Annotated in this window: 17 protein-coding genes; 13 read left to right on the forward strand and 4 right to left on the reverse strand. The window is 71.5% G+C overall.

The annotated features are described in order from the left end of the window. Positions 1-299: 299 nt before the first annotated feature. The 7 genes from mtnA (at position 300) to V7E45_RS15560 (ending at position 9,202) form a co-directional block, all read left to right on the forward strand. On the forward strand, positions 300-1,442 hold the full coding sequence (gene mtnA, locus V7E45_RS15530) for an S-methyl-5-thioribose-1-phosphate isomerase (protein WP_333774745.1): 1,143 nt from the start codon (positions 300-302) through the stop codon (positions 1,440-1,442). Between the two features lie 185 nt (positions 1,443-1,627). Beyond that, positions 1,628-2,317 (forward strand): two-component system response regulator MtrA, encoded by a 690-nt coding sequence (gene mtrA / locus V7E45_RS15535; protein ID WP_005316841.1) that lies wholly within the window; start codon positions 1,628-1,630, stop codon positions 2,315-2,317. Position 2,318: 1 nt separating this feature from the next. After that, on the forward strand, positions 2,319-4,415 hold the full coding sequence (mtrB, locus tag V7E45_RS15540) for an MtrAB system histidine kinase MtrB (protein WP_333774746.1): 2,097 nt from the start codon (positions 2,319-2,321) through the stop codon (positions 4,413-4,415). After that, on the forward strand, positions 4,405-6,240 hold the full coding sequence (locus V7E45_RS15545; RefSeq protein ID WP_333774747.1) for an LpqB family beta-propeller domain-containing protein: 1,836 nt from the start codon (positions 4,405-4,407) through the stop codon (positions 6,238-6,240). The genes mtrB and V7E45_RS15545 overlap by 11 nt, the downstream gene beginning before the upstream one ends. A 136-nt stretch (positions 6,241-6,376) precedes the next feature. Beyond that, positions 6,377-7,246, forward strand: coding sequence for a ComF family protein (locus V7E45_RS15550; RefSeq protein WP_333774748.1), 870 nt, complete (start codon positions 6,377-6,379; stop codon positions 7,244-7,246). Between the two features lie 314 nt (positions 7,247-7,560). Next, positions 7,561-8,253 carry a ribosome hibernation-promoting factor, HPF/YfiA family gene (gene hpf, locus V7E45_RS15555; RefSeq protein ID WP_443056055.1) on the forward strand — a complete coding sequence of 231 codons (693 nt, stop codon included), beginning with the start codon at positions 7,561-7,563 and terminating at the stop codon, positions 8,251-8,253. 202 nt (positions 8,254-8,455) lie between these two features. Next, positions 8,456-9,202, forward strand: a complete 747-nt coding sequence (locus V7E45_RS15560) for a response regulator transcription factor (RefSeq protein WP_333774750.1) — start codon at positions 8,456-8,458, stop codon at positions 9,200-9,202. A gap of 15 nt (positions 9,203-9,217) precedes the next feature. Here V7E45_RS15560 and V7E45_RS15565 read toward each other — a convergent pair whose 3' ends face one another. Further along, positions 9,218-10,420 (reverse strand): winged helix-turn-helix domain-containing protein, encoded by a 1,203-nt coding sequence (locus V7E45_RS15565; protein WP_333774751.1) that lies wholly within the window; start codon positions 10,418-10,420, stop codon positions 9,218-9,220. 76 nt (positions 10,421-10,496) lie between these two features. After that, the gene (locus tag V7E45_RS15570) at positions 10,497-11,066 is read right to left on the reverse strand and encodes a GNAT family N-acetyltransferase (protein WP_333774752.1); all 570 of its coding nucleotides are present in this window, start codon (positions 11,064-11,066) and stop codon (positions 10,497-10,499) included. Positions 11,067-11,314: 248 nt separating this feature from the next. On the opposite strand from V7E45_RS15570, the gene secA reads away from it, so the two are divergent. Beyond that, positions 11,315-14,122, forward strand: coding sequence for a preprotein translocase subunit SecA (gene secA, locus V7E45_RS15575; RefSeq protein WP_333774753.1), 2,808 nt, complete (start codon positions 11,315-11,317; stop codon positions 14,120-14,122). A gap of 191 nt (positions 14,123-14,313) precedes the next feature. Here secA and V7E45_RS15580 read toward each other — a convergent pair whose 3' ends face one another. Next, positions 14,314-14,796 carry an Rv3235 family protein gene (locus V7E45_RS15580; protein WP_333774754.1) on the reverse strand — a complete coding sequence of 161 codons (483 nt, stop codon included), beginning with the start codon at positions 14,794-14,796 and terminating at the stop codon, positions 14,314-14,316. A 290-nt stretch (positions 14,797-15,086) separates the two neighbouring features. Here V7E45_RS15580 and V7E45_RS15585 point away from each other — a divergent pair, with 290 nt between their 5' ends. Continuing rightward, the gene (locus tag V7E45_RS15585) at positions 15,087-15,599 is read left to right on the forward strand and encodes a DUF6912 family protein (protein ID WP_333774755.1); all 513 of its coding nucleotides are present in this window, start codon (positions 15,087-15,089) and stop codon (positions 15,597-15,599) included. Positions 15,600-15,711: 112 nt separating this feature from the next. After that, on the forward strand, positions 15,712-16,380 hold the full coding sequence (locus tag V7E45_RS15590) for an HAD family hydrolase (RefSeq protein ID WP_333774756.1): 669 nt from the start codon (positions 15,712-15,714) through the stop codon (positions 16,378-16,380). A 19-nt stretch (positions 16,381-16,399) separates the two neighbouring features. Here the strand turns inward: V7E45_RS15590 and V7E45_RS15595 are convergent, their stop codons facing one another. Continuing rightward, the gene (locus tag V7E45_RS15595; protein ID WP_333774757.1) at positions 16,400-16,966 is read right to left on the reverse strand and encodes a DJ-1/PfpI family protein; all 567 of its coding nucleotides are present in this window, start codon (positions 16,964-16,966) and stop codon (positions 16,400-16,402) included. A 642-nt stretch (positions 16,967-17,608) separates the two neighbouring features. On the opposite strand from V7E45_RS15595, the gene V7E45_RS15600 reads away from it, so the two are divergent. From V7E45_RS15600 to V7E45_RS15610, 3 genes are all read left to right on the forward strand, one after another. After that, positions 17,609-22,546: an NAD-glutamate dehydrogenase gene (locus V7E45_RS15600; RefSeq protein WP_333774758.1), complete on the forward strand. Its 4,938-nt coding sequence runs from the start codon at positions 17,609-17,611 to the stop codon at positions 22,544-22,546. A gap of 152 nt (positions 22,547-22,698) precedes the next feature. Continuing rightward, the gene (locus V7E45_RS15605) at positions 22,699-23,190 is read left to right on the forward strand and encodes a GtrA family protein (RefSeq protein WP_333774759.1); all 492 of its coding nucleotides are present in this window, start codon (positions 22,699-22,701) and stop codon (positions 23,188-23,190) included. After that, positions 23,171-24,646 (forward strand): hypothetical protein, encoded by a 1,476-nt coding sequence (locus V7E45_RS15610; RefSeq protein ID WP_333774760.1) that lies wholly within the window; start codon positions 23,171-23,173, stop codon positions 24,644-24,646. The genes V7E45_RS15605 and V7E45_RS15610 overlap by 20 nt, the downstream gene beginning before the upstream one ends. Positions 24,647-24,658 lie beyond the last annotated feature (12 nt).

Raw genomic sequence — 24,658 nt, forward strand, 5'->3', positions numbered from 1 at the left:
TTCCTCCAGTGCGGCACGCCAGGCCGGGTGCCGGTCGGCGGCGGCCGGTTCGGCGGGGCCGGGGCGGTCGGTGGGCCCGTCGGGGCCGGACGCGCCAGGTTCCCGCCCGTCGGGCGACGGGGCGGATCCGGGCGAGGCCCAGCCCGGAGTGTCTGTCATCGAAGCTCCTTCGCGATGCCCGTCCGCGGTCGCGGTGGCAGGTTGGCAGACATCGTGCCATGGGGTGCTCATGGCGTGACCGGCCGCGGTAGGGCCCGCACTCCTTCAATTGTCCGCCGGATCCGGGGCAGACTGACCGCATGGCTGATCAGTACGCGCAATCCGGCGAGGACAAGCGGCCGACCGAGATACCTGTGCTCCGTTGGGAGGAACCACCCGAAGGCCCCGTACTGGTCCTTCTCGACCAGACGAGACTGCCGGCCGAAGAGGTCGAGCTGGTGTGCACGGACGCGTCGGCCCTGATGGAGGCGATCCGTTCGCTGGCCGTGCGCGGGGCGCCGGTGCTCGGCATCGCCGGGGCGTACGGCGTCGCGCTCGCCGCCGCGCGGGGCTTCGACGTGGAGGAGGCCGCGCGGGCGCTGGAAGATGCCCGGCCCACCGCGGTGAACCTGTCCGTCGGCGTGCACAGGGCCGAGTCCGCGTACCGGGCGGCGCTCGCGGAGACCGGTGACCCGACCGCGGCGGCGACGGCGGCTCTGGCCGCGGCGCGCGCACTGCACCGGGAGGACGCCGAGGCGAGCGAGCGGATGGCCGCTCACGGGCTGGCCCTGCTGGACGAGCTGCTGCCGGGCGGCGGGCACCGTGTCCTGACCCACTGCAACACCGGTTCGCTGGTGTCGGGCGGGGAGGGGACGGCGTTCGCGGTGGCCCTCGCCGCGCACCGGACGGGCCGGCTGCGGCGGCTCTGGGTGGACGAGACGCGCCCGCTGCTGCAGGGCTCCCGGCTGACGGCGTACGAGGCGGCCCGCCACGGGATGGCGTACACGCTGCTGACCGACAACGCCGCCGGTTCGCTGTTCGCGGCGGGCGAGGTGGACGCGGTGCTGGTCGGGGCGGACCGGATCGCGGCCGACGGCTCGGTGGCGAACAAGGTGGGGAGCTATCCGCTCGCGGTGCTCGCCCGCTACCACCATGTGCCGTTCATCGTCGTGGCGCCGTCGACCACGGTGGACCCCGGGACGCCGGACGGGGCGTCGATCGAGGTGGAGCAGCGTCCCGGCTTCGAGGTGACGGAGCTGATGGCCCCGCAGGTCCCGGTGACGGGAGCGGGCGGCGGGATCCCGGTGGCGCCGCTGGGCACGCAGGCGCACAACCCGGCGTTCGACGTCACGCCGCCCGAGCTGGTGACGGCGATCGTCACGGAGCGGGGCGTGATGTCACCGGTGACGGCCGAGGCGCTCGCGGAGCTGTGTGACGGCCTGAGCGGGGCGGCGACCGGCTGAATGGACCGCGGCGCGGCGTGTGACGCGTCCGCTTACGGTGGCGACCCCTCCTCTCCGCGGCGATGCGCAGAGTGAGGGGTCGTGCCGTCCCCGTTGCGGGGGCAGACAGTGATGGCTCCGTACGACTATCGTCACAGGCCAGTGAGCCTGCTCACCTGCACCTCTGTCGTCGTTACGAGAATGGGATGATGTCGTTTATGAAGGGACGAGTCCTTGTCGTCGACGACGACACCGCACTGGCCGAGATGCTCGGTATTGTGCTGCGTGGTGAAGGTTTTGAGCCGTCTTTCGTAGCCGACGGCGACAAGGCGCTGGCCGCTTTCCGTGAAGCCAAGCCCGACCTGGTGCTGCTCGACCTGATGCTGCCCGGCCGGGACGGCATCGAGGTGTGCCGCCTGATCAGGGCGGAGTCCGGCGTGCCGATCGTGATGCTCACGGCCAAGAGCGACACGGTCGACGTCGTCGTGGGCCTGGAGTCGGGCGCCGACGACTACATCGTGAAGCCGTTCAAGCCGAAGGAACTGGTGGCCCGCATCCGGGCGCGGCTCAGGAGGTCGGAGGAGCCGGCGCCGGAGCAGCTCACCATCGGTGACCTGGTGATCGACGTGGCCGGGCACTCCGTGAAGCGGGACGGGCAGTCGATCGCGCTGACCCCGCTGGAGTTCGACCTCCTGGTGGCGCTGGCCCGCAAGCCGTGGCAGGTGTTCACCCGTGAGGTGCTCCTCGAGCAGGTGTGGGGCTACCGGCACGCCGCCGACACCCGCCTGGTCAACGTGCACGTCCAGCGGCTGCGCTCCAAGGTCGAGAAGGACCCGGAGCGGCCGGAGATCGTGGTGACCGTCCGTGGTGTCGGGTACAAGGCGGGACCGAGCTGACATGTCCGAGGACAGTGCCGCTTCGGCTCCCGGCCGGTCCGGGGCCCGTCCGGGGCGGCCTGTCGGCCGTGCGACGGCGGGTACGCGTTGGGGACGTCTCTTGGAGGGCGGCCTTCTGCAGGGCGGGGTCAAGGGCAGCCCGGTGGTCCGGCTGTTCATGCGCTGGGTGCGCCGCCCGCTGCTGCCTGTCATGCGGCTGTGGCGGCGCAACATCCAGCTCAGGGTCGTCGCGACGACCCTGTTGATGTCGCTGGGCGTCGTCCTGCTGCTGGGCTTCGTCGTCATCGGGCAGGTGCGCAACGGCCTGCTGGACGCCAAGGTCAGGGCCTCGCAGAGCCAGGCCACCGGCGGTTTCGCGGTGGCCAAGCAGAAGGCGGACGAGGCCGCCGCCGGCACCGGCACGGCGTCCGGCACCGGTGACGGCACCGCCTCCGCCGAGGGGCGGCCCTCGCAGAGCGTCATCCCGTGGATGAGCGACCTCGTCGATTCGCTCTCCAGCGGCGGCGCCGGCGCGTTCGACGTCGTGACCCTGCCCGTGGGCAACGACAGCGGCGGCGGGCGCAGCCCCCGCGGCTCGGGGAACGTCGACCCCTCCGCCAGCGTGCCCGCCGACCTGCGGGACCGGATCAACAGCAGCACGACGGCCGCCCAGAGCTACACGCGGATCGTCTACTCGCCCTCCCGTGAGTCCCAGCCGGCGCTGGTCATCGGCAAGCAGGTCAACGACCCCAACGGCCACCCCTACGAGCTGTACTACCTCTTCCCGCTCACCCAGGAGGAGAAGTCCCTCAGCCTGGTCAAGGGCACGCTGGCGACCGCCGGTCTCTTCGTCGTCGTGCTCCTCGGCGCCATCGCCTGGCTGGTGGTGCGGCAGGTCGTCACCCCGGTGCGGATGGCGGCCGGGATCGCGGAGCGGCTGTCCGCGGGGACCCTCCAGGAGCGGATGAAGGTCACCGGCGAGGACGACATCGCCCGTCTGGGTGAGGCCTTCAACAAGATGGCGCAGAACCTCCAGCTGAAGATCCAGCAGCTGGAGGACCTCTCCCGTATGCAGCGGCGGTTCGTCTCCGACGTCTCGCACGAGCTGCGCACCCCGCTGACCACCGTGCGGATGGCGGCCGACGTCATCCACGAGGCGCGCGAGGACTTCGACCCGGTCACCGCCCGGTCGGCCGAGCTGCTCGCCGACCAGCTCGACCGGTTCGAGTCGCTGCTCGCGGACCTGCTGGAGATCAGCCGCTTCGACGCGGGTGCCGCGGCCCTGGAGGCCGAGCCGATAGACCTCAGGGAGGTCGTGCGCCGGGTGGTCGGCGGGGCCGAGCCGCTCGCCGAGCGCAAGGGCACCCACATACGTGTCGTCGGCGACCAGCAGCCCGTCGTCGCCGAGGCCGACGCCCGGCGCGTGGAGCGCGTCCTGCGCAACCTCGTCGTCAACGCCGTCGAGCACGGCGAGGGCAAGGACGTCGTCGTCAAGCTCGCCGCCGCGGGCGGCGCGGTCGCCGTCGCGGTGCGCGACTACGGCGTCGGGCTCAAGCCCGGCGAGGCGACCCGCGTCTTCAGCCGCTTCTGGCGGGCCGACCCGGCACGCGCGCGTACCACCGGCGGTACGGGCCTCGGGCTGTCGATCGCTCTGGAGGACGCCCGCCTGCACGGCGGCTGGCTGCAGGCGTGGGGGGAGCCGGGCGGCGGCTCGCAGTTCCGGCTGACGCTGCCGAGGACCGCGGACGAACCGCTGCGCGGCTCACCGATACCGCTGGAACCCAAGGACTCGCGGCGCAACCGCGGGCTCGACGACGCCGGTCTGCCCCGCGGGGGCGAGGAGAAGCGGGCGACCGTGCCGGTGCAGCCGGGCGGTGGCCAGATGTCGCTGCTGCCCGGGCGCGCCCCGCGGCCGGCCTCCGCCGGCTCCGCCGCCGACCCGACCGCGCTGCCCGGCAACGGCAACGGCGCGCGCGTGGTGCCGCGGCCGGCCGGCCCGCAGCGGCGCGCCGACGACAGATCCGCGCCGGCTCCGGCGTCCGACACACACGCCGGCCGTTCCGGGAGCGCCGGGGCCGAGGACTCGACCGAGCCAGGGGAGGCATTTCGTGGGCGCTGACCGCGAGGGGGGCGTCCGGCACCGGCCGGGACGCGCGGTGGCCTGCACGGCCCTGGGGGTCATTCTGCTGGCCGGGTGCGCCTCGATGCCCGACAGCGGCGACCTGCGGGACGTCGAGTCCACGCCGAGGCAGGACACCGGGGTGCGCGTGTTCGCCATGCCGCCGGCCGAGGACGCCCAGGCCACGGAGATCATGCAGGGCTTCCTGGAGGCCCTGACCAGTGACGATCCGGAGTACGACACGGCGCGCAAGTACCTGACCGCCGACGCGGCGCGCGCCTGGCGGCCGGAGCGGTCGGCCACCGTGCTCGCCAACGGACCGAGCATCGTGACCGACAACCAGCCGGGCGGCCGGGGCGCGAGCGACAGCCTCACCTTCATCCTGACGGGGAGCAAGGTCGCCACCGTCGACGCCCGGCAGGCGTACGCGCCGGCCGACGGGGACTACCGCGGGAAGGTGCACCTCACCAAGGACGCCAAGAGCGGCCAGTGGCGCATCGACTCGCTGCCCCAGGGCGTCGTCATGGGCAAGACCGACTTCCAGCGCAACTACACGGCCGTCAACAAGTACTACTTCGCCTCCGGCACGACGGTCGCGGCCACCGGACAGCCGGTGGCCGTCGCCGATTCGGTGTTCGTGCGCGGCAAGGTGGACCCGATGACCCAGGTGGTCCAGTCGCTGCTGCGCGGCCCCACCAGGTGGCTCGGGCCCGTGGTCCGGTCGAGCTTCCCGACCGGTACGGCCCTGCGGGAGGGCGTGTCGGGGTTGGCGCCGGACGACCAGAACCGGCTGGTGGTGCCGCTGAACGCCAAGGCCTCCCGGGTCGGTCCGGCCAGGTGCATGGAGATGGCGACCCAGCTGTTGTTCACGCTGCGGAACATGACGCCGACACTGGAGTCGGTCGAGTTGCAGGGACCTGGCGGGCACCAGCTGTGCGACCTCGCCGCTGAGCGCGCCGACTCCGCCGCCTGGCGCGCCTCGGTCCAGCGCCCCGACTACCTGTACTTCCTCGACGGCAAGCACCGGCTCGTGCGGCTGGCCAGCGAGGCCACGGGAACCAGCGCCGTCCCGGTGCCCGGACCGCTGGGCGAGCCGGGCGGCCGGGTGCTGCGGTCGGTGGCCGTCTCGCGGGACGAGCACACCGTGGCCGGGGTCGGCGCGGACGGCAAGTCGCTGTACGTCACCTCGCTGTCGACGGACGCCTCGCTCGGCGAGGCGGTCGTCACCAGCCAGGGGGCGGCCGAGGACGACCGGCTGACCACTCCGAGCTGGGATGCGCAGGGCGACCTGTGGGTGGCCGACCGCGACCCGCACCACACGCAGCTGTACGTGCTGGAGCAGGGCGGCGGCAAGCCGATGAAGGTGAATGTCCCGGACCTGCCCGGCCGCCTCCGGGACGTGCGGGTGGCCGCCGACGGTGTGCGGGTCGCGCTGGTGGTGGAGAAGGCCGGCAAGCAGTCCCTGCTCATCGGGCGGATCGAACGCGGGGACAAGCCGGGCGAGAGTCCCTCGGTCGTCGACTCGCGGCCCGCCGCCCCGGATCTGGAGCAGGTCACCGCCATGTCCTGGGCCGGGGACAGCCGGCTGGTCGTCGTCGGCCTGGAGCAGGGCGGCGTGCACCAGATGCGGTACGTGCAGGTCGACGGCTCCACGCTGGACGGTCTGGCGCCCGCCGCCCTGTCGGGTGTGAAGGCGATCGCCGCGTCCGAGGACGATCGGGTCCCGCTGGTGGCCTATTCGGAGGACGGGATCGTACGTCTGCCGTCCGGGGCGCAGTGGCAGAAGGTGGACAAGGACGGGACCGCGCCGATCTATCCGGGCTGAGGAACGAGACGTCCGGCCGGTCGGCGCAGCGGCCTCACTCGTGTGAGTGATGAGTGCCGGGCGCTGCTCCGGCTTGTCCACAGGGCGTTGTCCACAGGGGTGGCCTGCCGGTCCGTGCGTTGGCACAGTGGAGCGCATGCGGGGCTGGTGGCAGGACCTCACCGACCTGGTGCTGCCGGCCGAGTGCGCGGGCTGCGGGGCACCTCGCACGGATCTGTGCCCGCGGTGCCGCACCGCGCTGGGCGGCACCGCGCCACGCCGGGTGCGGCCGGAGCCCGAGCCGCCCGGGCTCCCCGTGGTGCACGCGGCGGCCGCCTACGCGGGTGAGGTGCGGGCCCTCCTCCTGGCCCACAAGGAGCGGGGTGCGCTGGCGCTCGCGGCGGCTCTGGGGGCGGCCCTGGCGGGGGCCGTGCGTGCGGGTCTGTCACCCGTCGGGCGCGGCGGCCTTCCCCCGACGCGCCCGGCCTCGGGGACGGTGCTGCTCGTCCCCGTGCCGTCCGCCCGGTGGGCGGTGCGGGCGCGCGGGCACGATCCGGTGCGGCGGATGGCCCTCGCGGCGGCCGCGGAGCTGCGGCGCACGGGGACACCGGCCCGGGTGGCCGCCGTGCTGCGGCAGCGGCGGGCCGTGGCCGACCAGGCGGCGCTGGACGCGCGGCAGCGCCTGGCCAACCTCGCCGGCGCGCTGGAGGTCAGGACGGGCGGGGCGCGGCTGCTCGCCGGCGGTCACGTCGTGGTCGTCGACGATCTGATCACCACCGGGGCGAGCCTGGCCGAGGCGGCACGGGCCGTTCGCGAGGTGACGGTATCCCGCCGTGATGGCAGAACGCCTGTGTACGAGGCCGCAACTCGGGAAGGTAGGGGAGAACGACGGATCGAGGCCCGGCAGGAGAGAGGGAAGTGGGTGCATGGTGCACCTGAAAAGGCGGTACCGAACATCAAAGGAGAGACCCTCCGAGCGGCCGTCGTCGCCGCTCCTCGGGATTCCTTCGCAATAAACAGGAACTGAGCGCTGACTTGCATCGTTGCAGGTAGCGAGAGGGTCAATTCACTTGAACGGAGGTACGCCGCAGTAGAGGGTGACGACATCCGTCCGGGCGAGATATGTTCGGTTGTGAGGAAAGGCGCAGGCCACACCTCGCTTATCCGAATGCCGTGCTGCGGGTTTTCCGATATCACCCGAGCCGGCGGGGTGGAGATCTTGCCCATGGGGGAGGAGGAGGTGGAAGTCACCGAGTCCGAGGTCCCGGGGCTCACCGGGACCTGGTGCAAAAGGGAGATGCTCCGCCGATGCGGCGGAGTGATCCGGGAACGGAGTTCTGCGTGGACATCGTCGTCAAAGGCCGCAAGACCGAGGTGCCCGAGCGGTTCCGCAAGCACGTGGCCGAGAAGCTGAAGCTGGAGAAGATCCAGAGGCTCGATGCCAAGGTGATGAGTCTCGACGTCGAGGTGTCCAAGGAGCCCAACCCGCGACAGGCAGACCGCTGCGACCGGGTGGAGATCACCCTCCGCTCCCGCGGTCCGGTGATCCGGGCGGAGGCGGCGGCCAGCGACCCGTACGCGGCTCTCGACCTGGCGGCGGAGAAGCTGGACGCACGGCTGCGCAAGCAGCACGACAAGCGTTTCTCGCGACGCGGCGCGCGGCGGATCTCGGCGGCCGAGGTTCCCGACCACGTGCCAGGCGCGGCGACGCTCAACGGCAACGGTGAGCCCGTCCACGACGAGGAGACGGACGGGGTGCCCACCAAGAAGATCGGCTCGCTGGAGGTCAAGGGCGAGGGCCCGCTGATCGTCCGCGAGAAGACGCACGTCGCCTCCCCGATGAGCCTCGACCAGGCCCTCTACGAGATGGAACTGGTCGGCCACGACTTCTACTTGTTCGTCGACGCCGAGACCAAGGAACCGAGCGTCGTCTACCGGCGACACGCCTACGACTACGGCGTCATCCACCTCAGCACCGACCCGATGGTCGCCGAGGTGCAGCCCCCGGCGGCAGGGGGCACGCTGGGCGGCTGACCGCCCGGCCGGAGCTCAGCCGGTGCCCCTGGAAGCGCCTGTGCGCCCCCAGGGGCACCGGCGTGCGACCACTTCGCGCCCCACACGTCACCTCCGTGTCGTCCGGGCATGAAATCATGGCCGCACCGGCCCAACCGGTGGGCCGATGCCTTGGGTTGGCGACGGCACTGGATCGCAGGCCGCAGCCACAGGGGGAGGAACGATGGCGGACACCTTCGGACCGATGAGGCACGCCGACGATGGCCACACCGCCGTCGGCGCGGACCCGGACACGGGCCCTGCGCGCGCGGAGCCGATCAGAGTCCTGGTCGTGGACGACCACGCCCTCTTCCGTCGTGGCCTGGAGATCGTGCTGGCGGCCGAGGAGGACATCCAGGTCGTCGGCGAGGCGGGCGACGGCGCCGAGGCGGTGGACAAGGCCGCGGACCTGCTGCCCGACATCGTGCTGATGGACGTGCGGATGCCCAAGCGCGGCGGGATCGAGGCGTGCACCTCCATCAAGGAGGTCGCTCCCAGCGCGAAGATCATCATGCTGACGATCAGCGACGAGGAGGCGGACCTCTACGACGCGATCAAGGCGGGCGCGACCGGCTACCTACTCAAGGAGATCTCCACCGACGAGGTGGCCACCGCCATTCGCGCGGTCGCCGACGGGCAGTCGCAGATCAGTCCGTCCATGGCGTCGAAGCTCCTCACCGAGTTCAAGTCGATGATCCAGCGCACCGACGAGCGCCGGCTGGTGCCCGCGCCCCGGCTCACCGATCGCGAGCTGGAGGTGCTCAAGCTCGTGGCGACCGGGATGAACAACCGGGACATCGCCAAGGAGCTGTTCATCTCCGAGAACACCGTGAAGAACCACGTCCGCAACATCCTGGAGAAGCTCCAGCTGCACTCCAGGATGGAAGCCGTGGTCTACGCGATGCGGGAGAAGATCCTCGAGATCCGCTAGGGCGGCGCCCCGGCCCTAGCCGAGCAGGGCGGCCAGTTCCCGGGTGAGGGGCTCGCGCAGGTCGGGCGCCTCCACGCGCTCCACACGGACGTCCGCGCAGTTCACCCAGGTCGCCGCCTCGGCCAGGGCCTGCGCCACCGCCGGGACCGCCTTCGGGCCTTCCACGCCGACCTGCCGGGCCACCAGCGTCTGGCCCTCGCGGGCCGGGTCGACCCGGCCGACCAGCCGGCCGCCGGCCAGGACCGGCATCGCGAAGTAGCCGTGAATCCGCTTGGGTTTGGGGACGTACGCCTCCAGGCGGTGGGTGAAGCCGAAGATGCGTTCCGTGCGCGCCCGCTCCCAGATCAGCGAGTCGAACGGGGACAGCAGGGTCGTGCGGTGGCGGCCGCGCGGTGGCGCGGAGAGGGCCGCCGGGTCCGCCCAGGCCGGCTTGGACCAGCCCTCCACCTCGACCGGGACCAGACCCGAGTCCGCGATCACCGCGTCGACCTGCTCGGCCTTGAGCCGGTGGTAGTCGGCGATGTCCCCGCGCGTGCCGACGCCGAGGGCCTCACCGGCCAGCCGGACCAGACGGCGCACGCACTCGGAGTCGTCCAGGTCGTCGTGGAGCAGCGCGTCCGGGACGGCGCGCTCGGCGAGGTCGTACACCCGCTTCCAGCCGCGGCGCTCGACGCACACCACCTCGCCGTACATCAGCGCGCGCTCCACGGCGACCTTGGTGCCCGACCAGTCCCACCAGTCGCTGGTCCGCTTCGCGCCGCCCAGCTCCGTGGCCGTCAGCGGGCCCTCCGCGCGCAGCTGCTTGACGACCTGCTCGTAGACACCCTCGGGGAGCTGGTGGTTCCAGTGCGGGCGGCTGCGGTAGGCGCGGCGGCGGAAGGCGAAGTGGGGCCACTCCTCGACCGGCAGGATGCACGCCGCGTGCGACCAGTACTCGAACGCGTGGGGCCGCGCCGGAGCGCCGCCGGCGGAACCGGCGCCCCAGTACGCGGCCTCGACGGTCTTGCGGCCGACCGCGCCGAGCCGGGCGTAGGGGACCAGCTCGTGCGAGCGGGCCAGGACCGAGATGGTGTCCAGCTGGACCGCGCCGAGGTGGCGGAGCACCCCGCGGACACCGGCGCGCCGGTCGGGCACGCCGAGGAAGCCCTGGGCCCGCAGGGCGACACGCCGGGCGTCGTCCGCGGTGAGCGTGGTGGTGGGACGCGGAAGGGTCGTCATGCGTCGGACGATAGAGGGTGCCACTGACAGACCCGGGCCGGCCTGCGGTTCCCTCCCTGCGGCCGGGGGCGGACGGTCAGGTCCGGGCCGGCAGGTACGGCGCCGTCGAGGGCAGACCCAGGTCCGACGGGAGGAGCGAGCCCACCCAGCAGTCCCGGCGGACCCCCTTGTTGTTGACGGCCGAGCGCAGGGTGCCCTCGACGGTGAAACCGGCGCGCTCCGCCACCGCGCGGGAGGCGTGGTTGCCGACCTCCGCCCGCCACTCGACGCGGTCGACGCCGACCTCGGTGAAGATCCACCGGCATGAGGTGAGCACGGCCTCGGTGACGTAGCCACGGCCGCGGTGTTCCTTCGCCGACCAGAAGCCGACCTCGGCCACGCCGAGCGCGCGCATCGTCAGGCCGAGCATCCCGGCCAGCGTTCCGCCCGCCGTGAACACGCCGAAGGTGAACATCGAGCCGTCCGACCAGCCGTCGGGGACCATCTGCTCCGTGAAACCGCGGGCGTGCTCCGGCAGGTACGGCGAGGGGATGGTGGTCCAGCGCTGGATGTCCGGGTCCTGGGCGGCCTCGTACACCGCCGTGGTGTCGTCCGGGCCGACGGTGCGCAGGACGAGACGGTCGGTGGTCAGCGTCACGGGTTCCATCGGCCGATTCTGTTCGGGGGACCCCCGCCACGCCAGTGTTTTCGCGGTGTGTGAGCGGGCGATCACAATTCGCGCAATTCCTCGCACGGCGCGGCACCATCCGCCCCTCCCGGCCGTTGAACGTGTGTAGCAGCCGTCGGGCCGCCAGGCCTCCCGGCGCGGCCGGGTCCTCGCATACGATGGCCGTTGCTCAGTACGTCAAGGAAAACCGACCGTCCCAGGCCCGACCGGCAAGGAGACCAGCCCCCGTGTCCGTCCTCTCGAAGATCATGCGTGCAGGCGAAGGCAAGATCCTGCGCAAGCTGCACCGCATCGCGGACCAGGTCAACTCCATCGAAGAGGACTTCGTCGACCTCTCCGACGCCGAGCTGCGTGCCCTCACGGAGGAGTACAAGCAGCGCTACGCCGACGGCGAGAGCCTGGACGACCTGCTCCCCGAGGCGTTCGCCACCGTCCGCGAGGCCGCCAAGCGCGTCCTCGGCCAGCGGCACTACGACGTGCAGCTCATGGGTGGCGCCGCCCTCCACCTCGGCTACGTGGCCGAGATGAAGACCGGTGAGGGCAAGACCCTCGTCGGCACACTGCCCGCGTACCTGAACGCCCTCTCCGGAGAGGGCGTCCACCTCATCACGGTCAACGACTACCTGGCCGAGCGCGACTCCGAGATGATGGGCCGCGTCCACAAGTTCCTGGGCCTCGAGGTCGGCTGCATCCTGGCCAACATGACGCCGGCCCAGCGCCGTGAGCAGTACGCGTGCGACATCACCTACGGCACGAACAACGAGTTCGGCTTCGACTACCTGCGCGACAACATGGCGTGGGCGCAGGACGAGCTGGTCCAGCGCGGCCACAACTTCGCCATCGTCGACGAGGTCGACTCCATCCTCGTCGACGAGGCCCGGACGCCGCTGATCATCTCCGGCCCGGCCGACCAGGCCACCAAGTGGTACGGCGACTTCGCCAAGCTGGTCACCCGCCTGAAGAAGGGCGAGGCGGGCAACCCGCTCAAGGGCATGGAGGAGACCGGCGACTACGACGTCGACGAGAAGAAGCGCACCGTCGCCATCCACGAGTCGGGTGTCAGCAAGGTCGAGGACTGGCTGGGCATCGACAACCTCTACGAGTCGGTGAACACCCCGCTCGTGGGCTACCTGAACAACGCCATCAAGGCCAAGGAACTCTTCAAGAAGGACAAGGACTACGTCGTCATCGACGGCGAAGTCATGATCGTCGACGAGCACACCGGCCGTATCCTCGCCGGCCGCCGCTACAACGAGGGCATGCACCAGGCGATCGAGGCGAAGGAAGGGGTGGACATCAAGGACGAGAACCAGACGCTCGCCACGATCACCCTGCAGAACTTCTTCCGCCTCTACAAGAAGCTCTCCGGCATGACCGGTACGGCCATGACCGAGGCCGCCGAGTTCCACCAGATCTACAAGCTCGGCGTGGTCCCGATCCCGACCAACAAGCCGATGGTCCGCAAGGACCAGTCCGACCTGATCTACCGCACCGAGGTGGCCAAGTTCGAGGCGGTCGTCGACGACATCGCCGAGAAGCACGAGAAGGGCCAGCCGATCCTCGTCGGCACGACGTCCGTCGAGAAGTCGGAGTACCTCTCCCAGCAGCTCAGCAAGCGCGGCATCCAGCACGAGGTGCTGAACGCCAAGCAGCACGAGCGTGAGGCGTCGATCGTCGCCCAGGCCGGCCGCAAGGGCGCCGTGACGGTGGCCACCAACATGGCCGGCCGTGGTACCGACATCAAGCTCGGCGGCAACCCCGAGGACCTCGCCGAGGCGGAGCTGCGCCAGCGCGGCCTCGACCCCGAGGAGCACATCGAGGAGTGGGCGCACGCCCTGCCCGCCGCCATGGAGAAGGCCGAGCAGGCGGTCAAGGCCGAGAAGGAAGAGGTCGAGGACCTCGGCGGTCTGTACGTGCTGGGCACCGAGCGGCACGAGTCGCGTCGTATCGACAACCAGCTGCGCGGTCGTTCCGGCCGCCAGGGCGACCCGGGCGAGTCCCGCTTCTACCTGTCCCTCGGCGACGACCTGATGCGCCTGTTCAAGGCCCAGATGGTCGAGCGCGTGATGTCGATGGCGAACGTGCCGGACGACGTGCCGATCGAGAACAGGATGGTCACCAAGGCGATCGCGTCCGCGCAGTCGCAGGTCGAGCAGCAGAACTTCGAGACGCGCAAGAACGTCCTGAAGTACGACGAGGTGCTCAACCGGCAGCGCGAGGTCATCTACGGCGAGCGCCGGCGCGTCCTGGAGGGCGAGGACCTGCAGGAGCAGATCCAGCACTTCATGGACGACACCATCGACGCGTACGTCGGCGCGGAGACCGCCGAGGGCTTCCCCGAGGACTGGGACCTGGACCGGCTGTGGGGTGCCTTCCGGCAGCTCTACCCGGTGAAGGTCACCATCGAGGAGCTGGAGGAGGCGGCCGGCGACCGGGCCGGTCTGACCGCCGAGTTCATCTCCGAGTCCATCAAGGACGACATCCACGAGCAGTACGCGTCGCGCGAGACGCAGCTCGGCTCCGAGATCATGCGTGAGCTGGAGCGCCGGGTCGTGCTGTCGGTCCTCGACCGCAAGTGGCGCGAGCACCTCTACGAGATGGACTACCTCCAGGAGGGCATCGGCCTGCGCGCGATGGCGCAGAAGGACCCGCTGGTCGAGTACCAGCGCGAGGGCTTCGACATGTTCACCGCCATGATGGAGGGCATCAAGGAGGAGTCCGTCGGCTACCTGTTCAACCTGGAGGTCCAGGTCGAGCAGCAGGTCGAGGAGGTCCCGGTCGAGGACCTCGCGCTCCCCGAGGGCGTGCAGGACACCGTGCCGGCGCAGGCGGGTGCGCGTCCGGAGATCAGGGCCAAGGGCCTCGACGTTCCGCAGCGCCGGGACCTGCACTTCTCCGCGCCCACCGTGGACGGCGAGGGCGGCATCGTGGAGCGCGACCTGGAGGACGACGAGCCGGTGCGCTCGGAGTCGGACGGGCTGACGCGGGCCGAGCGTCGCAAGCAGGCCAAGGGCGGCCGGCGCCGCAAGAAGTGACCCGCGGCCACTGAGCCCCGACCACTGAGCCGTGGCCACTGAGCCCCGGCCGCTGACCCGCGGCCACTGAGCCGGACCGAAGGGCCGGGCCCCTCTTTCCCGGGGGGCCCGGCCCTTCGCCGTGCCTGTGGGCCGGGCCCTGCCCGTGCCCGTGCCCGCAGGCGGTTCGTGCGGAAGGCGGCGCGTGCGGGTCAGTCCTCGGAGGCGCGGGAGGGCCTCGGGCCCAGTTCGATCGCCGTGCAGCGCCAGCGGTGGCCCGGGCCCTGCTCCAGGCGGAAGGCCATGGCGCGCAGCCGGCCGCCGGCGGCGATTCGGGCGAAGACCTCAAGGGCGCCGGCACGGGGCACGAACCAGCCGAGGTCGTGGACGACGGGCCGGGTGCCGCGGGTGCGCAAGGGGCCGCGCTCGGCGAGGCGCGCGAGGTCGTCGTAGGCGTGGCCGGCGGTGTGCCGGAGCATCCAGTGGACGGGGCGCTGACCGCTGAGGACGGCCAGCAGACGGTCGGCGAAGAGGTCGGTGGGCCGCGGCCGCGCCAGGGGCGTCTCAGGCGCCGTACGGGCGCCTCCACGGACCGGGATGCGGGGCGGCGCGCCGCCCGGACGGCGGGAGTCCTGACGGGTCGGCGGCCGATGCCGCGGGCGGGGCTGCGCGGCGCGGCTCATGACCTTGTTCATGGGGGTCCCCGTTCGGCGGGCCCGGCTCTTACCGGGCGGTAACTCGCTGGTGGGGATCTTGTACGGGGGCCGGTGCGGGCATCGCAAGGAAGTCGGAGCGGGTGGCGAGGGCCACAGCGGGTTCACTTATCCGAGTGACCGGGGTCCTCGAAAAGCCCGTGGGAGCGCGGTGGCACCGGGTGAGGTGAGCGGCGTCGGGTGGACGCCGCGGAGGGGGTGGGCGGGAACCCGAAAGGGGACGGCCGCACGTATCCTGAAGGCCCGTCGGCGACCAGGAAAGAGCGGCAGCCATGCGCGTCTACGTCCCCCTGACCCTCCCCGGTCTCGCCGAGGCGCACAAGACGGGTGAGCTGGGGACGGGGCCCCTCGTGGCGTACGCCGTCACCCCCGCGCTGCGCGAGTGGTACCTCTCCGACGACGTCGAGGAGCTGGAGTACGCCGCGCTCGGCCGGGCCGCGCTGGCCTCGCTGCGGCTGCTGGCGGCCGATCCGGACGCGGTACGGCGCCGGGTCGTGGTCGCCGTCGACGTGCCCGACGGTGTCGCCACGGTCGGCCCGGACCGCGCATCCGACCCGACCGCGCTCGGCGAGGTGACGGTGACCGGTGCGGTCCCGCTGGCCAAGGCGGCGGCGGTGCACGTCGACGCCGACGACGCGGAGCGTGACGTGACCGCCGCGGCCGGGGCGCTGGAGGCCGCCGACGGAGGTGACGACGACGCACAGTTCCTCGTGGACGAGGCCGACGACCACGAGCTGCTGTGGTTCGCCACCCAGGAGATCCCCAACCTGGTGGAAGGCGTCTGAGCGCGTCTGGTCGTCGGGCCGGCCGGCCCCGGTCGCCGTGCGGGCCGTCCGGTTGTCCACAGGCGGTGACCGTAGGCTGTGACTGTCAGTGCGGGCGGGTACGGTCTTTGGCATGGGGATGCACGCAAGCGCGCACATCGTCTGGGACTGGAACGGCACCCTCTTCCACGACAATGACGCGATCATCGGGGCGACGAACGCGGCCTTCGCCGAGCTGGGCCTGGAGCCGATCACACTGGAGCAGTACCGGGCGATGTACTGCGTGCCGGTGCCGAAGTTCTACGAGCGGCTGCTGGGCCGGCTGCCCACGGACGCCGAGTGGGAGCTGATGGACGGGGTCTTCCACCGGTACTACACGGAGCACCGGGTGCGCTGCGGGCTGACGGACGGCGCCGCCGAGCTGCTCGCCGGGTGGCGCTCGGCGGGACACAGCCAGTCGCTGCTGAGCATGTACGGGCACGAGGATCTGGTGCCGCTGGTGCGCGGGTTCGGGATCGAGGCGCACTTCATACGCGTCGACGGACGTACGGGGCCCTCCGGGGGCAGCAAGGCCGAGCACATGGTGCGGCACCTGGAGGCGCTCACGGGGGTCGTGGAGCCCGCGCGCACGGTGGTGATCGGGGACGCGGCGGACGACGCCGTCGCCGCCCGGCACGTGGGGGCGCGGGCCGTGCTCTACACCGGGGGGTCGCACAGCCGGGCGAGCCTGGAGTCGATCGGGGTGCCGGTGGTGGACACGCTGGCGGAGGCGGTGGCCGAGGCACGGCGCCTCGCGGCGTAGCCCCCGCGGGCGCCGCCGCTCAGGTCACCGGGGCCTTGGCCCGCAGCACCGAGAGGAACTCGCGCATCCAGGCCGGATGGTCGGGCCAGGCGCGGGCCGAGACGAGGGTGCCGTCGACCACCGTCTCGCTGTCCTCGAAGTGCGCTCCGGCGGACTGCATGTCCAGTTCCAGCGCCGGATAGGCGGTGACGCGGCGGCCGCGGAGGCTGTCGATCGCCGCGGTGAGCAGCGGGCCGTGGCAGATCTGGGCGACGGGCTTGTCCGCGTCGAAGAACGCCTTGGTGATCTTGCGCAGCTCGGGGTCGTTGCGCAGGTACTCGGGGGCCCGCCCGCCGGGGACGACCAGGGCCGCGTACTGGCCGGGGTCGACCTCGGCGAAGGAGAGGTCGGCGGGCCAGGTGTAGCCGGGCTTTTCGGTGTAGGTGTCGTAGCCGGGCTCGAAGTCGTGCACGACGAAACGGAGCGTCTTGCGGGTGGGGGCCGCGATGTCGACGTCGTAGCCTTCCTCGCGCAGCCGCTGGTAGGGGTACAGGACTTCCAGGGACTCCGCTGCGTCGCCGGTGACGATGAGGATCTTCGCGGGCATGTCGGCTCCTCCCGGGCGGCACTGTCCCCTCCGCGGGGGACGGGCACTGTTCAGGGCAACGTGCCTCGGCGGGGCGCGCTTGCCAAGAGGGCCCGTCGTTTTCAGGGTGCGGCCCCGGGGGCCCCGGCGCGACCGGATGTGGCCACCGGCCGTGGACAGGGCATCGGACAGCCCCGGGGCATCTGACCGGTTACGTCACGCGGCCGTGCGCCGCCGCTGTGCATAACGTCAAACTTGGGCCCCCTCTTTTGTACACATACGGCTCATGACGGGTCCGGGGTGAGGGGCGATAGCCTGGTGGCGTGATCAGCGCGATATCTCGCGGGGGCGATGCTGCCCCTGCCCTGCGCCCGGTTGGCACGGAACACCTCCGTGACCGGGCGGCGGTCGCTGGTCCTCGCGGGCGGGACGGGGGCGCGGAAGCCCCCGGGACGCCGATGGCGGCCCCGGACACGACGGTGCCGAGAGCAGCGTCACATCCGACGGATGGGCCGAGAATGGCCGAATACACCCCGCTCGTCTCACCTCGCGGCATAGCGTCGGATCGGACCGGACACCCCGGGCCGTGGCGTCGAGCCGGAGGGGAAGACACCGTTTTTCCTTCTACGTCACGCAACGGCGCGCGACAGGAGCCAGAGGACAATGCAGACCAAGCTGGACGAAGCAAAGGCCGAGCTGCTCGAACGGGCCGCCCGGGTAGCTGAGAACAGCCCGGTCGGGGGGCACCTACCGACCGGGACGACGGGCGAGGGCACGGCCGGCACTCCGGACAGCGAATCCGTGCTCGCGTTCCTCCAGCGCTACTACCTGCACACCGCACCCGAGGACCTGGCCGACCGCGACCCGGTCGACGTCTTCAGCGCCGCGGTCTCGCACTACCGGCTGGCCGAGACCCGACCGCAGGGCACCGCGAACGTGCGGGTGCACACCCCGAGCGTGGAAGAGAACGGGTGGACCTGCAGCCACACCGTGGTGGAGGTCGTCACCGACGACATGCCCTTCCTCGTCGACTCGGTCACCAACGAGCTGACCCGGCAGGGACGCGGCATCCACGTCGTCATCCACCCGCAGTTCGTCGTCCGGCGCGACGTCACCGGCAAGCTCATCGAGGTGCTGGCGACCCCGCCCACCGGCGACCTGCCGCACGACGCGCACATCGAGTCCTGGATCCACGTCGAGATCGACCGTGAGACCGACCGCGCCGACCTGAAGCAGATCACCTCCGACCTGCTGCGCGTCCTGTCCGACGTCCGCGAGGCCGTCGAGGACTGGGAGAAGATGCGGGAGGCGGCGGCCCGGATCGCCGACGGCCTGGGCGACGAGCCGGTGCCGGGCGACCTGCCCGCCCCCGAGGTCGAGGAGGCCCGCGAGCTGCTGCGCTGGCTGGCCACCGACCACTTCACCTTCCTCGGGTACCGCGAGTACCAGCTGCGCGACGACGACACGCTCGCCGCCGTCCCCGGCACCGGTCTGGGCATACTGCGTTCGGACCCGCAGCACGCCGAGGACGACCAGCACCCGGTCAGCCCCTCCTTCGAGCGGCTGCCCGCCGACGCCCGTGCCAAGGCCCGCGAGCACAAGCTGCTCGTGCTGACCAAGGCCAACAGCCGGGCGACCGTGCACCGGCCGTCGTACCTGGACTACATCGGCGTCAAGAAGTTCGACGCGGACGGCAACGTCGTCGGTGAGCGCCGTTTCCTCGGCCTGTTCTCCTCCGCCGCCTACACCGAGTCCGTGCGCCGGGTCCCGGTCATCCGCCGCAAGGTCGCCGAGGTCCTGCAGCGCGCCGGCTTCTCGCCCAACAGCCACGACGGCCGCGACCTGCTCCAGATCCTGGAGACCTACCCGCGCGACGAGCTGTTCCAGACCCCGGCCGCCGAGCTGCAGGCCATCGTCACCAGCGTCCTCTACCTTCAGGAGCGCCGCCGGCTGCGGCTGTACCTGCGCCAGGACGAGTACGGCCGCTACTACTCGGCCCTCGTCTACCTGCCGCGCGACCGCTACACCACCGGTGTGCGCCTGCGGATCATCGACATCCTGAAGGAGGAGCTCGGCGGCATCAGCGTCGACTTCACCGCCTGGAACACCGAGTCGATCCTGTCCCGGCTGCACTTCGTCGTCCGGGTCCCGCCGGGCACCGAGCTGCCCGAGCTGTCGGACGCCGACAAGGAGCGCATCGAGTCCCGCCTGGTCGAGGCCGCCCGCTCGTGGGCGGACGCGTTCGCCGAGGCGCTGACCGCCGAGATCGGCGAGGAGCGCGCCGCCGAGGTGCTGCGCCGCTACAACAACGCCTTCCCCGAGGGCTACAAGGCCGACCACTCCCCGCGTGCCGCGGTCGCCGACCTCGTCCACCTGGAGCAGCTCAGCGAGGACAAGGCGTTCTCGCTCAGCCTGTACGAGCCGGTCGGCGCCGCGCCCGACGAGCGCCGCTTCAAGATCTACCAGAAGGGCGGCACGGTCTCCCTGTCGCACGTGCTGCCGGTGCTGAGCCGGCTGGGCGTCGAGGTCACCGACGAGCGGCCGTACGAGATGCGCTGCGCGGACCGGACGACCGCCTGGATCTACGACTTCGGCCTGCGCATGCCGAAGACGGCGGGCGCCGGCGGGGACCTGGGCGACGACGCGCGCGAGCGGTTCCAGGAGGCGTTCGCCGCGACCTGGACCGGCAAGGCGGAGAACGACGGCTTCAACGCCCTCGTGCTGAGCGCCGGGCTCGGCTGGCGGCAGGCGATGGTGCTGCGCGCGTACGCCAAGTACCTGCGGCAGGCCGGCTCCACCTTCAGCCAGGACTACATGGAGGACACCCTCCGCAACAACGTCCACACCACCCGGCTGCTCGTCTCGCTGTTCGAGGCCCGGATGTCGCCGGAGCGGCAGAAGGCCGGCCTGGAGATCACCGACGCCCTGCTCGAGGAGCTGGACGCCGCCCTCGACCAGGTGGCGAGCCTGGACGAGGACCGCATCCTGCGCTCCTTCCTGACCGTCATCAAGGCGACCCTGCGCACGAACTTCTTCCAGGAGGCGCTCGGCGGCGCCCCGCACGACTACGTGTCGATGAAGTTCGACCCGCAGGCCATCCCGGACCTGCCCGCGCCGCGCCCGGCGTACGAGATCTGGGTGTACTCGCCCCGGGTCGAGGGCGTGCACCTGCGCTTCGGCAAGGTCGCCCGAGGCGGTCTGCGCTGGTCCGACCGGCGCGAGGACTTCCGCACCGAGATCCTCGGCCTGGTCAAGGCGCAGATGGTGAAGAACACCGTCATCGTGCCCGTCGGCGCCAAGGGCGGCTTCGTCGCCAAGCAGCTGCCGGACCCGGCGGTCGACCGGGACGCGTGGCTGGCCGAGGGCATCGCCAGCTACAAGACGTTCATCTCGGCGCTGCTCGACATCACCGACAACATGGTGGCCGGCGAGGTCGTGCCGCCGCAGGACGTGGTGCGCCACGACGGCGAGGACACCTACCTGGTGGTCGCTGCCGACAAGGGCACCGCGACGTTCTCCGACATCGCCAACGGGGTCGCCGAGAAGTACAACTTCTGGCTCGGTGACGCTTTCGCCTCCGGCGGCTCGGCCGGCTACGACCACAAGGGCATGGGCATCACCGCGCGCGGCGCCTGGGAGTCCGTGAAGCGGCACTTCCGCGAGCTGGGCGTGGACACGCAGAGCGAGGACTTCACGGTCGTCGGCATCGGCGACATGTCCGGTGACGTGTTCGGCAACGGCATGCTGCTCTCCGAGCACATCCGCCTGGTCGCCGCCTTCGACCACCGGCACATCTTCATCGACCCGACCCCGGACGCGGCCACCTCCTACGCCGAGCGCCGCCGCCTGTTCGAGCTGCCCCGCTCGAGCTGGGAGGACTACAACACCGAGCTGCTGTCGGCGGGCGGCGGAATCTTCCCCCGGACCGCCAAGGCGATCCCGCTCAACGCGCACATCCGGGACGCCCTGGGCATCGAGGAGAAGATCTCCAAGATGACCCCGGCCGACCTGATGAAGACGATCCTGCAGGCGCCCGTGGACCTGCTGTGGAACGGCGGCATCGGCACGTACGTGAAGTCGTCGGTGGAGTCCAACGCCGATGTCGGCGACAAGGCCAACGACGCCATCCGCGTCGACGGCCAGGACCTGCGGGTCAGCGTCGTGGGCGAGGGCGGCAACCTGGGCCTGACCCAGCTCGGCCGCATCGAGTTCGCGATGCACGGCGGGAAGATCAACACCGACGCGATCGACAACAGCGCCGGTGTGGACACCTCCGACCACGAGGTGAACATCAAGATCCTGCTGAACAGCCTCGTCACGGACGGCGACATGACCGTCAAGCAGCGCAACAAGATCCTCGCCGAGATGACCGACGAGGTCGGCGCGCTGGTCCTGCGCAACAACTACGCGCAGAACGTGGCCCTCGCCAACGCCCTGTTCCAGGCCAAGGACATGCTCCACGCCCAGCAGCGGTTCATCCGCCACCTGGGGCGCGAGGGCCACCTGGACCGGGCGCTGGAGTTCCTGCCCACCGACCGCCAGATCCGCGAGCGCCTCGGCCACGGCCAGGGGCTGACGAGCCCGGAGACGGCCGTCGTGCTGGCGTACACGAAGATCACGGTGGCCGAGGAGCTGCTGCACACCTCGCTGCCGGACGACCCCTACCTGCGCGGCCTGCTGCACGCCTACTTCCCGTCGGCGCTGCGCGAGCGGTTCGCGGACGCCATCGACAACCACCCGCTGCGCCGCGAGATCACCACGACCGTGCTGGTCAACGACACCGTCAACACGGGCGGTACGACGTATCTGCACCGGCTGCGCGAGGAGACCGGCGCCTCCCTGGAGGAGATCGTCCGGGCCCAGACCGTGGCCCGCGCGGTCTTCCGCTCGGCGCCGGTGTGGGACGCGGTCGAGGAGCTGGACAACAAGGTCGACGCGGCCGTCCAGACCCGGATCAGGCTGCACTCGCGCCGCCTGGTGGAGCGCGGCACCCGCTGGCTGCTGAACAACCGGCCGCAGCCGCTGCAGCTCGCGGAGACCGTCGAGTTCTTCGCCGAGCGGGTCGAGCACGTCTGGCAGCAGCTGCCGAAGCTGCTCAAGGGCGCGGACCTGGAGTGGTACCAGCACGTGTACGACGAGCTGTCCGCCGCCGGTGTCCCGGACGAGGTCGCCACCCGCGTGGCCGGCTTCTCCTCCGCCTTCCCCGCGGTCGACATCGTCTCGGTGGCCGACCGCATGGGCAAGGAGCCGCTGGACGTCGCCGAGGTCTACTACGACCTCGCCGACCGCCTCGGCATCACCCAGCTCATGGACCGCATCATCGAGCTGCCCCGTGCGGACCGCTGGCAGTCCATGGCCCGCGCCTCCATCCGTGAGGACCTGTACGCGGCCCACGCGGCGCTCACGGCGGACGTCCTGGCGGTCGGCAACGGCACCTCGACGCCCGAACAGCGGTTCGCCGACTGGGAGCAGAAGAACGCGGCGATCCTGAGCCGGGCGCGCACCACACTGGAGGAGATCCGCGGTTCGGACTCCTTCGACCTCGCCAACCTGTCGGTGGCGATGCGCACGATGCGGACGCTGCTGCGCACGCACTCGTAGCCGAACGGCGCCGTACGGCGTCACAGGGCGATCAAGGCGCCCCGGGCCGGTCCAGGCCCGGGGCGCCTTCGTTCTTGCCGATTGCTAGCCGAAAACGGGCGGGGAATTTACCGTTTCCTGCTAATCGTGACGTTTCGGATAGGGTCTTCGCTGTGACTGTGAACCTCACCGAGACCCGCCCGCCGGCAGCGGCTCCCGCGCCGGCTTCCGTGCCGGCTCCTGCCCGCCCGGTCACGCGCGTCGTGCTGGAAGTCGTGAAATTCGGGGTCGTCGGCGGCAGTGGCGTCCTCGTCAATTTCCTGGTGTTCAACCTGCTGCTGCACGGCCTGCGTTGGCCTGCGATGACCGCGACGGTGCTGGCGAGCTGTATCGCCATGGCGACCAATTACGTGGGCTTCCGGTATTTCGCCTATCGCGACCGGGCCTCGCGCACCCGCCGCCAGATCGTCCTGTTCTTCGTCTTCAGCGGTCTCGGTGTGGTGATGGAAAGCGGCCTGTTCTGGGTGGGATATCACGGGCTCCAGCTGCACGGCGCGGTCGAGTCGAACGCGGTGAAGGCGCTGTCGATCGTCCTCGCCTCCGCTTTCCGTTTCCTCGTCTACCGCACCTGGGTGTTCCAGCAGGATGCGCGCCGCGCCGCCTAGCGGTGCGAGCGCCGGCCGGGCGCTGCCCCAGGCCGCCGCCGCACTCGTCCTGCTCCTGATGGTCCTGGTGATCGTCCGCCTGCCCTGGGCGGGCGACCTCGGCATGCACGCGGCGACCGTGCAGCGGCTGCGGCACAGCCTGCTGCACCCCGGCAACCCCCTGGTCGCGGCGGACACACCGAGCCCGTACTACTCACCGTGGATGCTGCTGCTGGGCGCGGTCGCCCGGGTGACCGGCCTGCCGGTCTTCGACGTCCTGCGGATCGGGGCGCTCGCCGGGCTGGTCCTGCTGTTCACCGGCGTGTGGCGGTACGTCCGCACGCTCAGTGCCCATCGCGCCGCGCCCGCCCTGGCGATCCTGTGCCTGGTCCTGCTGTGGGGACCGCTGCTGTTCAACTGGAGCGGCTTCCTCGGCCTCAACTCGCTGGCGCTGACGGTGGCGTACCCCAGCGTGTTCGCCCTCGGCCTCTCCTTCCACTTCTGGGCCTGGCTCACCCGGGCGCTGCGCGGCGAGACGTCCTGGGGCGTGGCCCTGGGTCTCGGCCTGCTGTGGGGGCTGATCCTGCTGTGCCACCAGTTCACCGGGGTGGTGGCGTCGCTCGGCGCGCTGGCCACGGTGATCTCCGCGCGGCCGGACCGCGGGACGCTGCTGCGGCTGGGCGCCGGAGCGGTGCTGGGCGCGGTGCTGCTGTGGGTGTGGCCGTACTACGACTTCTTCGCGTTGTTCTCCGCGGGCGCTGACCTCGAGGCGATCCACCGGCCGCTCTACACCCACCTCTTCCAGCGGTTCGGGCTGGTCCTGCTCGGGGTGGTGGCCCTGGGCCTGCGGGTGCGGCGGGACCGCTGGGACCCGCTGGCGCTGTTCTTCGCGCTCGGCGTGCTGGTGTTCGCCGCGGGCGGCCTGACCGGGCACTACTCCTGGGGGCGCGCCCTGCCGGCCGTGCTGATCCCCGCTCAGCTCGCGGCCGCCCTGGAGACCGTGTCGGTGGGGCGGCGCGCGGTGCGCGTGGTGTGGCCGGGCGTCCTGGCCGCCGCGCTGGCCGTGGGCGCGTGGACCCAGGTGGGGACGCTCGGCTACGTGGTCGGGCGGAACGCGCTGCCCGCGGTGGTCGCGGAGAAGTACCGGACGCCGTGGGTCGGGTACCACTGGATCACGCCCTGGGTGAAGTACGGGGACGTGGTCATGGCGCGCACGATGCCGTCCCGGCAGATCCCCGCCTACGGCCCGTACACCGTGGCTCCCGGGTATCCCGACGTGTTCCTGCCGGACGCGGCCAGGCGGGACGCGGCCGTGACGCACTACTTCGCCGCGGACACCCCGGCCGGCACCCGGCGGGCCATAGTGCGCCGGTACGGCGTGCGCTGGGTCGTGGGCGGCAGGGGCGCCGCCGAGCCGTGGCTGCGGCAGGTCGCCACCGGGCCGGGCGGGCAGGTGCTGTACCGGGTGGAGCGCTGACGTAGACGCCAC

The organism is Streptomyces sp. IBSBF 3136, assembly GCF_036815105.1.
Lineage (GTDB): Bacteria > Actinomycetota > Actinomycetes > Streptomycetales > Streptomycetaceae > Streptomyces.